Here is a 12,221-nt window from a genome sequence, read left to right on the forward strand (position 1 = left end):
GGCGCCCTACGGGCGCAGGGCTGGACGCCGCCTGAGGGCTGCGCACAGCGCTGCGGCACCTGCAACCCGCCCTTACATCCAGCGGTCGAAAATGCCTGCGGTACAGTAGCGCCATTCGCGCCCGCACGCGCGCGTTACCGTTCCCCCATTTCACCGCTACATGAAACTCCAGATCGTCCCCGCCCGCACCGGCGTCCAGTGGGTCAAGCTCGGCGTCCAGACCTTCTGGCGCCAACCCATGGCGCTGGCGGCGCTGTTCTTCCTTGCCATGGCCAGCATGTCGCTGGTCACGCTGGTGCCCTTCATCGGCCCGGCGCTGGCGCTGGCGCTGCTGCCCTGCACCTCGCTGGCGATGATGGTGGCGGCCGCCGAGGCCACCCAGGGCCGCTTTCCCACGCCGACGCTGCTGCTCGTCGCGTTCCGCACCGGCAAGCAGCGCATGAACGCGATGCTGACGCTGGGCCTGCTCTATGCCGTGGGCTTCCTGGCGATCATGGGCCTGTCGGCACTGATCGATGGCGGCGCGTTCGCGCAGGTCTACCTGGGCGGCGAGCCGATGACGCGCGAGATTGCCGAGGATCCGCAGTTCCAGGCTGCCATGTGGTTCGCGATGGCGCTGTACATTCCCCTGTCGCTGCTGTTCTGGCACGCCCCGGGGCTGGTCCACTGGCATGGCATTCCGCCCGTCAAGGCGCTGTTCTTCAGCTTCGTCGCCTGCCTGCGCAACTGGGGCGCCTATCTGGTGTTCGGCCTGGCCTGGATGGGTTTTTTCCTGGGCTGCGGCCTGGTGCTGGCGCTGGTCACCGGCATCCTGATGAGCGTGATCGGAGCGATCGCGGGCGGCATCATGGTCGGCGCGGCGATGATGCTGGCGGCGATGTTCTTCACTTCGGTGGTGTTCACTTTCCGCGACAGTTTTTCGGCGCCGGATGGGCGGGAGCCGGAACTGAGCGAGGGCTGATGTTCGCTAGGCCAAGGCCGCAAAACCGTTCGCCCTGAGCCTGTCGAAGGGTGAAGGGCCTGCGCGAAAAATCCAGCAGGGCCTTCCAGAAGCGCACGGCCCTCAACTTGTGAACAGGCCGTTCATCCTTCGACGGGGCCGCCCAGGCAAGCTCAGGACGAACGGTGAGGACAGTCCACAGGTCGAAAAACAAGCGGCCATGAAAAAACGCCCCGAGGGGCGTTTTTTCATGGGCCATCGATCGCGGATCAAACCCCGATCGGCTTCCCATCCGCACGCTGGATCACCACCGTCGACGAGCGCGGGCGGACCTTGCCGGAGGCCACGGCCGTGGCGTCGGTCGTGTCGTACGCGGGCCAGTTCACCGGGTGCTGGATGTTCAGGAAGATGCTGGTGTTGTCGGGGCTGAAGGCCACGCCCGTGACTTCGGCTTCGTTCGGGCCGACGAAGAAGCGGCGCAGCTCGGCCTGGTTGCTGGCGTTGATGACCGGGCCCGTGCCGGTGCTCTCGCTCATCGGCTTGGGGATCACGGCCAGCATCTGGTCGTTGGTGGTCTTGGCCACGTTGTTGTTGCGGCCGCCGTCCAGGCCGTTGTCGGTCTGGATCCACATGATGCCGCGGCTGTCGAAGGACAGGCCGTCAGGGCTGGCCAGCTGGTTGACTGCCGTGAGCGACGAGCGGTTGGTGTCGGCGCCGTCCAGGTCCGACGCACCGAAGACGAAGATGTCCCAGCGGAAGGCGTTCGAGCCGCTGGCATCGTGCCAGCGGATGATGTGGCCGTTGGCGTTGTTCTGGCGTGGGTTGGCGGCGTTGGTGCCGGTCGTGGCATTGCGGCTGGTGTTGTTGGTGAGCGTCAGGTAGACATCGCCGTTGGTGGGGTGCACTGCCGTCCACTCGGGGCGGTCCATCGGCGTGGCGCCGACGAAATCGGCCGCGCCGCGGGTGTTGATCAGGATCGCGTCCAGGCTGCCGAACTCGGCGCCCAGCGTCTTGCCGCCCTTGCCCACGGTGCCGGGCACCAGGGCCACCCATTCGCCGGTGCCGTCATCGTTGAAGCGCGCGACGGACAGCGTGCCCTTGTCGAGGTACTTGGCGCCGACGTTCAGGCGGTCGGTGCGGTTGGCGTCCTTCGGGTCCCACACGGCGTCCGAGACGAAGCGGTAGACATATTCGAAGCGCGAATCGTCGCCGCTGTAGAACGCCAGAGGCTGGCCGGCAACCGGGTTGCCGTAGGCCGCGCCTTCGTGGGCGAAACGGCCCATGGCGGTGCGCTTGGTGGCGATGCTGGTGTTGTCGTAGGGGTCGATCTCGACCAGGTAGCCGAAGCCGTTGACTTCGTTTTCCCAGCCCCTGCCGGGCGTGACGTTGAAGCGCGCGAACTCCCCGTTCACTTCGCTGACATCGCCGGCCGCGGTCTCCCACAGGTAGCGGCCCTTGGCGGTCGACACGCCGATGCGGCTCTGGTGGGCCGGGCGCACGCCGGTGTTGACGAAGCACGAAGCCCAGTTCTCCTCGGCCGTGATGTAGGTGCCCCAGGGGGTGGTGCCGTTGCCGCAGTTGTTGTTGGTGCCGCGCACCTGTGCGCCATTGGGCGAGAACGGGGTCTTGACCCAGTCCGTGCCGCCGACCGGGCCGGCCAGGCGCATGGGCGTGGCCGAGGTGAAGCGGCGGTTGTACCTGGAATCGAGCACGATGTCCCACTTCGCGCCGGTCTTGCGGATGTGCATGACGGCCACGCCATGGGCGTTGATTTCCTTGCGCACTTCCTCGACGGGACGCTTCTGGCCGGTGCCGGTGCCGGTCTGGCCGTTCGGGTGCAGCACCTTCTCGTCGATGTATTCGTGGTTCACCACCAGCAGGCCTTCGGTCGAGCTGCCATCGAGCGGGAAGAAGTGCATGCCGTCATGGTGCATGCCGGTGGAGTTCAACAGGTCGTTGGAGCTGTTGTTGCCATTGCGGTCCCAGGGCGCGGCATTGCTGTTGAGCGGCGTGCCCCAGGCGCCGAGCACCTGCGCGGTGTAGCCGGGAGGCACGACGCAGGCGTCGGTCATGGAGTTGGCCAGCGACTCGAAGCCCAGCTTGAGTTCTGGCGCGGGAGTGACCGGGGGCGTGACGGGAGGCGTCACGGGCTCGGTGGGCGCCACCGCATCGCCGTCGCCGCCGCCACAGGCTGTCAGGCTGAAACCGGCCATCAGCGCCATCGCGGCGCCCAGGCTGCCACGGGTCACGGCGCGGCGCGACAGGCTCTTGTCGAGGATTTCGCTGAAAGGCGTGTTGCCACTGTGGTTGCGGACGACCTTGTCGGAAATGGATTTGCTCACGGGGCGGCTCTCTTTGGTAGGTGTCGATGCTTCGACGGGTACCCGCACTCTAGGAAAGCAATATGACGCGCAGATGAAAGCGCGCCCGTCCATTTCAGGCCGTCATGCGCGCCGCCGCAGGGCCGCCAGATAGGCGCGGTCGTCGGCGCTGGAGAACAGCACCGCCAGCGCGATGCCGACGGCCGCGCCCAGCACCGTGTCCAGCACCCGCTCGACCGGCATGCTGCCGAGCAGCGCGCTCTGCGAGGCCAGCAGGGTCATCAGCAGCGCCATCGGCGTCACCGTGATCTGCCCCAGCGCATAGTTGAAGCCGATGATCACCTCGGTGAGGAACTGGAACGCCACGATCGCCAGCACGATGCCCCACAGCGGCGGGTGCTGCGCCAGGATCAGCCACACCAGGCAGGCGCCGAGCACGGTGCCGGCCATGCGCTGCAGCGCGCGGTTCATGGTCACATGCAGGTGGCCGCCCTGCATCACCGCCGTGGCCCCGATGGCCGCCCAGGCCGGGTGCGCGGCGCCCGCGGCCCACGCCAGCAGCGCCGCGACGGCCGCGCCCGCGGCGATGCGCGCGCCCGCGATCCACTGGTGCGATGGCGGCGGAATGCGCGTCGCCGGGAATCGCAGCTGACGCAGTTCCTTCGCGCGCAGCCCGTCGGTCAGCCAGCAGACCAGCCAGCCGATCAGTCCGCCGGCCGCGGTCGCTGCCAGGCGCACCGCCAGCTCCTGCCAACTGCCCACTGGATGCAGCGCAGCCCCGGCGGCAAACACGATGATCACCGCGCCCGGGCCGCCCAGGTCCCAGCGGCTCACCGCCACCGTGGACGCACCGGCCACCAGCGCCAGCACCAGCACCAGCCCCCATTCGCTCGCGCCCAGCAGCGAAGCCATCCCTGGCAGCAGCACCGCGAACAGCAGCAGCATGGCGCACACGGCAACGATGCGCCGGCGCCGCGCGAGCGGCGCGAAGCGCCCGAACAGCGCGGCCAGCGCGCCGAGCGCCGGAAAGCCCACGAGTTCAGGCCAGGGCGACATCAGCGTCGATACCAGTGCCACCAGCACCGCCAGGCTGGCCTGCAGCCCGGCGATCAGCGCGATGCGCAGCGACATCTGCGGCGCCAGCGCCAGGCTTTCGCGCAGCTGCCGGTGATGCAGCAGCTGCAGCGCGGCGCGGGTCTTGGAGGCCTGCGGCAGGCTCTGTTTTTCTTCTTCCATCAATCCACAATGGTGAGTTTTGCAATCGCCAGCGCCAGCCATTTGGTCCCATGGCGCGGGAAGTTGACCTGCGCGCGCGCATCGTCGCCCGTGCCCTCGATGGCCAGCACCTTGCCTTCGCCGAACTTGTTGTGGAACACCGCCGTGCCCGCGCTCAGCCCGTGGCCGGGTGCGGCCTTCTGGGGCGGCACCGGCGGGCTGGCAAAGGTCTCGGTTTTCCCGCCCCACCCGCCCTGGCCACGGCCGCCGCCGTAGCCAGCGCTGCCGTAGCCACCGCCTCCCTGCGGCATGAAAGTGCCAAAGCCCTGCTGCTTGGGCGTGATCCACTTGAGCGCGCTTTCCGGCAGCTCGTCGAAGAAGCGGCTCTTGATGTGAAAGCGCGTCTGGCCGTGCAGCATGCGCGTCTGCGAATGGCTCAGGTACAGGCGCTTCCTGGCGCGCGTGATGGCCACATACATCAGCCGGCGCTCCTCTTCGAGGCCGCCGCTGTCGTTCATCGCGTTCTCGTGCGGGAACAGGCCTTCCTCCATGCCGCCGATGAACACCGCGTCGAACTCCAGGCCCTTCGACGCATGCACCGTCATCAGCTGCACCGCGTCCTGGCCCGCCTGGGCCTGGTTGTCGCCGGCCTCGAGCGCGGCGTGGGTCAGGAAGGCGACCAGTGGCGACAGCGTCTCGCCGGTATCGATATCGACGATGCCCCCCTGCGGCTGCAGCACCGGCAGCACCTCGTCGAGCACCGGCAGGCTCGGGTCGAGCCCCTGGCTCACCGGGCTCTGGCGCAGCGCCTGGCCATGCTCGTCGAGCGGCAGCGCCACGGCGTCGCGCCCGAAGCCCTCCTGCGTGACGAAGCTCTCGCCCGCGTTCACCAGTTCCTGCAGGTTCTCGATGCGGTCCGCGCCTTCCTTCTCGTTGCGGTAGTGTTCGATCAGGCCGCTGGCGTCCAGCACCGCCTCGATGATCTGGCGCAGGTTCTTGCCCTGGGTCTGCTCGCGCAGCACCTCGATCTTGGCGACGAAGGCGCCCAGGTTGGCGCCGGCCTTGCCCGGCACGGCCGTCACGGCGTCGCTCAGCGAGCAGCCGCTGCTGCGCGCCGCGTCCTGCAGCAGCTCGATGGAGCGCGCGCCGATGCCGCGCGGCGGAAAGTTCACGGCGCGCATGAAGCTGGTGTCGTCATGCGGATTCTCGAGCAGGCGCAGGTAGGCCAGCGCATGCTTGATTTCGGCGCGCTCGAAAAAGCGCAAGCCGCCATACACGCGGTAGGGCACGGCGGCGTTGAACAGCGCGGTCTCGATGACCCGGCTCTGCGCGTTGCTGCGGTAGAGGATGGCGATCTCCTGGCGCTCGAAGCCGTCGTTCTTCACCAGCTGGCGGATCTCCTCGACGATCCACTGCGCCTCGGCCAGGTCGGTATGCGCCTCGTAGACGCGCACCGGCTCGCCCGGGCCCTGCGTGGTGCGCAGGTTCTTGCCCAGGCGGCGGCTGTTGTGGCTGATCAGCGCGTTGGCCGAATCCAGGATATTGCTGAAGCTGCGGTAGTTCTGCTCCAGCTTGATCTGGCGCTGCACGTCGAACTCGCGCACGAAATCCGCCATGTTGCCCACGCGCGCGCCGCGAAAGGCATAGATGCTCTGGTCGTCATCGCCCACCGCGATCACCGAGCCGTGCGCCTGCATGCGCCCCTCGACCTCATCGCCGGCAAGCTGCTTGAGCCAGGCGTACTGCAGCCGGTTGGTGTCCTGGAACTCGTCGACCAGGATGTGCTGGAAGCGCCGCTGGTAGTGCGCGCGCAGGTGCGGCTGGTCGCGCAGCAGCTCGTAGCTGCGCAGCATCAGCTCGCCGAAGTCGACCACGCCCTCGCGCTGACACTGCTCCTCGTAGAGCTGGTAGAACTCGACCTTGCGCCGGGTGTCGGGATCGCTCACCGCGACATCGCCCGGACGCTGGCCCTCCTCCTTGCAGCCGGCAATGAAATACTGCAGCTGCTTGGGCGGAAAGCGCTCCTCGTCCACGTTGTGCTGCTTGCACAGCCGCTTGACCGCCGACAGCTGGTCCTGCGTGTCGAGGATCTGGAACGACTGCGGCAGGCCCGCGGCCTGGTGGTGCGCGCGCAGCAGCCGGTTGCACAGGCCGTGGAAGGTGCCGATCCACATGCCGCGCACGTTGACCGGCAGCATGGCCGACAGCCGCGCGCTCATTTCCTTGGCGGCCTTGTTGGTGAAGGTCACGGCCAGGATGCCCGCGGGCGTAGCCTGCCCGGTCTGCAGCAGCCAGGCGATGCGCGTGGTCAGCACCCGGGTCTTGCCCGAGCCCGCGCCGGCCAGGATCAGCGCATGGCCCGCGGACAGCGTCACGGCCGCGAGCTGCTCCTCGTTGAGGTGGGCCAGCAGGGGGGAGTCGGGCGAAGCGCTGGGCTCGGCGCCGGAGAGCAGGTCGAGAGGAAACATGCCGCAATTGTAGAAACCCTGCCCTTGCCTGGCCGCATTGCCGTCAAAAAGCCTTGGGTGATCCCCACGCCGTCAACCTGTCCATCCTCGGGGGCATTCCTGCTTTGCACATCGAGCCGGTACAATCAGTCACCGGGCCCAAGTTTCTTGTGGTCCGGTTTTTTGTGCCTGCCCCGCAGGCCCGCGGTGGCCGCCCGAAGCGGCAGCGCCCGCGAACCGGTCACCAAGCCAAGCGCCCCATCGCCATGGAAATCGTTCCGCGGCGACCCTTTATGGAGCTTGGAATCTCATGCAAATCTTCGACTACGACAACATTCTCCTGCTGCCGCGCAAATGCTGCGTCGAAAGCCGTTCGGAGTGTGATGCCAGCGTGACGCTGGGCAGTCGGTCGTTCCGCATCCCGGCCGTCCCGGCCAACATGAAAACCGTCGTCGACGAGTCGATCTGCACCTGGCTGGCGCAAAACGGCTACTTCTACGTCATGCACCGCTTCGACCTGGACAACGTGCAGTTCGTCAAGGACATGCAGGCCAAGGGCTGCTTCGCCTCGATCTCGCTGGGCGTGAAGCAACCCGACTACGCCACCGTCGACCGCTTCGTCGCCGAAGGCCTGGTGCCCGAATACATCACCATCGACATCGCCCACGGCCATGCCGACAGCGTGAAGAACATGATCGCCTACCTGAAGGAAAAGCTGCCGCAGTCCTTCGTGATTGCCGGCAACGTCGGCACGCCCGAGGCCGTGATCGAGCTCGAGAGCTGGGGCGCCGACGCGACCAAGGTCGGCATCGGCCCGGGCAAGGTCTGCATCACCAAGCTCAAGACCGGCTTCGGCACCGGCGGCTGGCAGCTGTCGGCGCTCAAGTGGTGCGCGCGCGTCGCCACCAAGCCGATCATCGCCGACGGCGGCATCCGCAGCCATGGCGACATCGCCAAGAGCATCCGCTTCGGCGCCAGCATGGTCATGATCGGCTCGCTGTTCGCCGGCCACGAGGAATCGCCGGGCAACACCGTCGAGGTCGATGGCGAGCGCTTCAAGGAATACTACGGTTCCGCCTCGGACTTCAACAAGGGCGAGTACAAGCACGTCGAGGGCAAGCGCATCCTCGAGCCCGTCAAGGGCACGCTGGCCAGCACGCTGATCGAGATGGAGCAGGACATCCAGAGCTCGATCAGCTACGCCGGCGGCAACAAGCTGATGGACATCCGCAAGGTCAACTACGTGACCCTGGGCGGCGACAACGCGGGCGAACATCTGCTGATGTAAGCAATTGCTGTTGCAAGCTGGGTGACAGCTTGCACGCCCGATCGCGGTGATGATGGAGGCCCGGCGCATGGCATGCCCCGGGCCTTTTTCCATGCGGCGCCCCCGCACTCCATCAAGGACGTTTGCACCCATGTCCCCTCCCCCGTTGAAGATTGCCGTGCTGGGCATCGGCATGATGGGCCTGCCGGTGGCGCGCCGCCTGTGCCGCGCCGGGCACGAAGTCCATGTGTGGAACCGCACGCGCGCGCGCGCCGAGCCGCTGGCCGCAGAGGGCGCACGCGTGCACGAGGGCGCCGCGCAGGCCGTGGCCGGTGCCGACATCGCCATCAGCCTGCTGGAAAACGGCCAGGTGGTCGAGGACGTGCTGTTCTTCCAGGGCGTGGCCATGTCCCTGCCCGAGGGCGGCCTGTTCATCGACATGGCCTCGATCCAGCCGAGCGAGGCGCGCGACCATGCGGCGCGGCTGGGCGACCGCGGCATCGCCCATCTCGACGCACCGGTATCGGGCGGCACCGCGGGCGCCGAGGCCGGCACGCTGGCGATCATGGCGGGCGGCAAGGCCGCCGACTTCGAGCGCGCCGCGAAGGTCTTTGCCAGCCTGGGCCGCGCCACCCACGTGGGGCCGCATGGCGCGGGCCAGCTGGCCAAGCTCGCCAACCAGATGATCGTCGGCATCACCATCGGCGCCGTGGCCGAGGCGCTGCTGCTGGCGGCCAAGGGCGGTGCCGACATGGCCAAGGTGCGCGAGGCGATCGGCGGCGGCTTTGCCGACAGCCGCATCCTGCAGCTGCACGGCCAGCGCATGCTCGAGCGCGACTTCGCACCGGGCGGGCGCATGGCGGTGCAGCTCAAGGACATGCGCAATGCGCTGGCCACGGCCGAGGACATCGGCTTCGATGCGCCGATCACCGGCCTGTTCGAGCGGCTCTACGCCGACAGCATTGCCCATGGCCTGGGCGAGCTGGACCACAGCGGCCTGTTCGTCGAGCTCGCCAGCCGCAACGCAATGGCCTGACTTTGCTGCGGGCATCCAAAAAATAGTGCATAATCCAGGTCTCGCTTGCAAACGCAAGGGAAAAGTGGGTTCTTAGCTCAGCTGGTAGAGCAGCGGACTCTTAATCCGTAGGTCGAGTGTTCGAATCACTCAGGACCCACCACTTTTTCGGCGCAGCGACCGCAAGGTCGATGCTCAACGTTTTGGAAGTTCAAGGCTGCTTTCGCCTTGGTCCTTCAAGATGGGTTCTTAGCTCAGCTGGTAGAGCAGCGGACTCTTAATCCGTAGGTCGAGTGTTCGAATCACTCAGGACCCACCACTTTCAATTCAGTGGTTCAACAAAAGATTGGGTTCTTAGCTCAGCTGGTAGAGCAGCGGACTCTTAATCCGTAGGTCGAGTGTTCGAATCACTCAGGACCCACCAATACAAAAGCCCACTTCGCAGGAAGTGGGCTTTTTTCTTTTCGCGCGAGTCAAGCCGCAAACTCCAAAAATAACTATCTATGAATTTATATCGATAGGTGGAACCTATCAAAAGATTGGGTCACTCACCTTGCCTATAGGCTGCACAAAGAGGCAAGAAAACATGTTCCCTTCGAATTTGATCCTTTGCGCCCGCTGGTTCGGCACAGTCTTCCTGGTGGCCCCCTGGTTCTGCGCCGCTTTCATGCTGGCCGCCTGCGGCGGCGAAGGCGAAAGCGTGGCCGCGACACGCGGGACACCTGCAATGCCAGCGCCATCCGCGCCATCCGTGACACGCTACTCCTACAGCGCTTCGACGGTGGTGCCCAGCCTTTCTACGCCAAGCCCGCATCCCATGGCCGGGTTCGACAATCTCGGCGGCACCTGCTATGCGAACGCGGCACTGAAGTTCCTGATCCATTCGACCGAGCCTGAACGGCTGAGGAAGCATCTGATCGCGCAAGTCGCTGCCGGCGATGAGCCGCAGCGCGAAGCCGCGATGAAATTCGTCCAGCTGATCGAAAACATCCATTCCGAGACCGCGCCGACGCAGGAGGACCTGGCGGGCTTCTTTGCCAGCCTGCAGAAGCTGCCGTCCTTCTCTGCGCTCAACGCCCGAGGCGATCCAGAGTTCACGATCGTCGGCCGGGCGCAGGATGCCAACGATTTCCTGATCAAGCTGTCGGAGTCCTTCGCGTTGCACAAGCTTCACACGATGGCACTCAAGGATGACAACAATGCGTTCAAGACCGATGAGGAGTACTGGACGATCCTGCGGCCAGCCACTGCGCAAGACAGCCTGCAGGATATCCTCGACCGGACCGCGCCCGCCAGCTGGCAGGTCACGCCGGGCCAGGAACTGCGGCAACTGACCATCAGGATGGAAAACGACGTCGATGACGGACAGGGTCCGCGCATCCTCGGCAACAGGAATTTCCACTTCGACCAGGTCGTGCGCCTGAAGACCAACGACGGCAAGCAGACGACGGTTCTCACGCTCGAGCCGCGCGAGGTCATCGAGTTCATCGGCACGGACAATACCGGGCATTACATTGCCTATGCCAAGGACGAGCAGTGGATCCGGTACGACGATGGTCAGGTCACGGTCCTCGATCGGATGCCGGCCATTGAAAACGCCCGCATGATCAACTTCGCCATCGTGAAGATAGAAACCCAATCCTCAAGCTCCTCCTGAACGGCGCGTGCCGCGCAGGGTCCGGCGGATTTTCGTTTTGCACGGCACAATCGGCACGCGGCCTGCATGCGACACTCCCGGCGCCAGGCGCTCTCCCCCAGGCACGCCTCATGCACCCTCAAGCCCAACAACTCTGGCCCGGCCCGCGCTGGACGCTGTCCGTCCTTCTGGCCCTGCTGGGCATGCTCGGGCCATTTTCCATCGACACCTACCTGCCCGCGTTCTCCGGCATCGCCAAGGCGCTGGGGGCGACACCCGTGGAGATGCAGCAGACGCTGTCGGCCTACCTGTTCGGCTTCGCGTTCATGAACCTGTTCCATGGCGCGCTGGCCGACAGCTTCGGGCGGCGCCCGGTCGTGCTCTGGGGCCTGGCCGTGTTCACGCTGGCCTCGGCCGGCTGTGCGCTGTCGCAGAACATCGGCCAATTGGTATTCTTCCGCGCGCTGCAGGGCCTGTCCACGGGCGCGGGCATCGTGGTCTCGCGTGCCGTGATTCGCGACATGTACCCGCCCTCGGAAGCCCAGAAGGTCATGAGCCAGGTGACGCTGTTCTTCGGCGCCGCCCCCGCCATCGCGCCGATCGCCGGGGGCTGGCTGCTGGTGCTGGCCGGCTGGCACAGCATCTTCTGGTTCCTGACGCTGATCGGCGTGCTGCTGTGGAGCATCAACTACCGCTGGCTGCCCGAAACCCTGCATGCCGAGCTGCGCCAGCCCTTCAACACCCGGCACCTGATGCGCGGCTACTGGCAGCTGGTCTCGAGCCCGCGCTTCCTGCTGCTGGCGCTGGCCAGCGGCGTGCCCTTCAACGGCATGTTCCTCTACGTGCTGGCGGCGCCGGCGTTCCTCGGGGACCACCTGGGGCTGGGCCCGACGCAGTTCTTCTGGCTGTTCCTGCTGATCATCTCCGGCATCATGACCGGCGCCTGGCTCAGCGGGCGCCTCGCGGGCCGCATTCCACCGAAGCGCCAGATCCGCCACGGCTTCCTGATCATGCTGCTGGTGTCGGCGCTCAACGTCATCGCCACGCTGGTGCTGCCGCTGCATGCCGGCTGGGCGCTGGTGCCTATCGCGCTGTTCTCGCTGGGCTGGGCGCTGATGGTGCCGGTCGTGACACTGTTGGTGCTGGACCTCTACCCGGAGCGCCGCGGCATGGCCTCGTCGCTGCAGGCCTTCATCGGCTCGACGGCCAACGGCCTGGTCGCGGGGCTGCTGGCGCCACTGGTGATGCATTCGACCCTGGCGCTGGCCATCACCTCGATGGCGCTGATGCTGATCGGGCTGGGGGCCTGGGTCTATCTGCATGCGCGGTGGCCGGAGATCGGGAGGAAGAGCACGGGGTGAGGTCCGGGTTCTCGGCGGG

General features: G+C 66.4%; 8 protein-coding genes and 3 tRNA genes. 8 read left to right on the forward strand and 3 right to left on the reverse strand.

Going from position 1 to position 12,221, the window contains the following annotated elements; genetic code table 11:
• The first annotated feature begins 160 nt into the window (after positions 1-160).
• Positions 161-961 (forward strand): BPSS1780 family membrane protein, encoded by an 801-nt coding sequence (locus M9799_RS04520; RefSeq protein WP_231043955.1) that lies wholly within the window; start codon positions 161-163, stop codon positions 959-961.
• Between the two features lie 248 nt (positions 962-1,209).
• Here the strand turns inward: M9799_RS04520 and M9799_RS04525 are convergent, their stop codons facing one another.
• The 3 genes from M9799_RS04525 to M9799_RS04535 all read right to left on the reverse strand — a co-directional run bounded on the left by M9799_RS04525 (position 1,210) and on the right by M9799_RS04535 (position 6,944).
• On the reverse strand, positions 1,210-3,282 hold the full coding sequence (locus tag M9799_RS04525) for a PhoX family protein (RefSeq protein ID WP_231043954.1): 2,073 nt from the start codon (positions 3,280-3,282) through the stop codon (positions 1,210-1,212).
• Between the two features lie 102 nt (positions 3,283-3,384).
• Entirely contained in the window at positions 3,385-4,497 is a 1,113-nt protein-coding gene (locus tag M9799_RS04530; protein ID WP_231043953.1) for an FUSC family protein, read from the reverse strand.
• Positions 4,497-6,944 (reverse strand): UvrD-helicase domain-containing protein, encoded by a 2,448-nt coding sequence (locus M9799_RS04535; protein ID WP_231043952.1) that lies wholly within the window; start codon positions 6,942-6,944, stop codon positions 4,497-4,499. Before M9799_RS04535 ends, M9799_RS04530 begins: the two co-directional genes overlap by 1 nt.
• Positions 6,945-7,233: 289 nt before the next feature.
• Between M9799_RS04535 and M9799_RS04540 the strand changes: the two genes are divergently transcribed.
• The 7 genes from M9799_RS04540 to M9799_RS04570 all read left to right on the forward strand — a co-directional run bounded on the left by M9799_RS04540 (position 7,234) and on the right by M9799_RS04570 (position 12,202).
• Positions 7,234-8,211 carry a GMP reductase gene (locus tag M9799_RS04540; RefSeq protein ID WP_231043951.1) on the forward strand — a complete coding sequence of 326 codons (978 nt, stop codon included), beginning with the start codon at positions 7,234-7,236 and terminating at the stop codon, positions 8,209-8,211.
• Positions 8,212-8,341: 130 nt separating this feature from the next.
• The gene (locus tag M9799_RS04545; protein ID WP_231043950.1) at positions 8,342-9,226 is read left to right on the forward strand and encodes an NAD(P)-dependent oxidoreductase; all 885 of its coding nucleotides are present in this window, start codon (positions 8,342-8,344) and stop codon (positions 9,224-9,226) included.
• A gap of 66 nt (positions 9,227-9,292) precedes the next feature.
• Positions 9,293-9,368, forward strand: a tRNA-Lys gene (locus M9799_RS04550).
• A gap of 80 nt (positions 9,369-9,448) precedes the next feature.
• Positions 9,449-9,524, forward strand: a tRNA-Lys gene (locus tag M9799_RS04555).
• Positions 9,525-9,553: 29 nt separating this feature from the next.
• Positions 9,554-9,629: transfer RNA gene (locus tag M9799_RS04560), tRNA-Lys, on the forward strand.
• Between the two features lie 162 nt (positions 9,630-9,791).
• Positions 9,792-10,862, forward strand: a complete 1,071-nt coding sequence (locus tag M9799_RS04565) for a hypothetical protein (protein ID WP_231043949.1) — start codon at positions 9,792-9,794, stop codon at positions 10,860-10,862.
• Between the two features lie 110 nt (positions 10,863-10,972).
• A complete protein-coding gene (locus M9799_RS04570; RefSeq protein ID WP_231043948.1) occupies positions 10,973-12,202 on the forward strand; it encodes a multidrug effflux MFS transporter in 1,230 nt (409 codons plus the stop codon).
• Positions 12,203-12,221 lie beyond the last annotated feature (19 nt).

It is taken from the genome of Comamonas endophytica, from assembly GCF_023634805.2.
Taxonomy (GTDB): domain Bacteria; phylum Pseudomonadota; class Gammaproteobacteria; order Burkholderiales; family Burkholderiaceae_C; genus Comamonas; species Comamonas endophytica.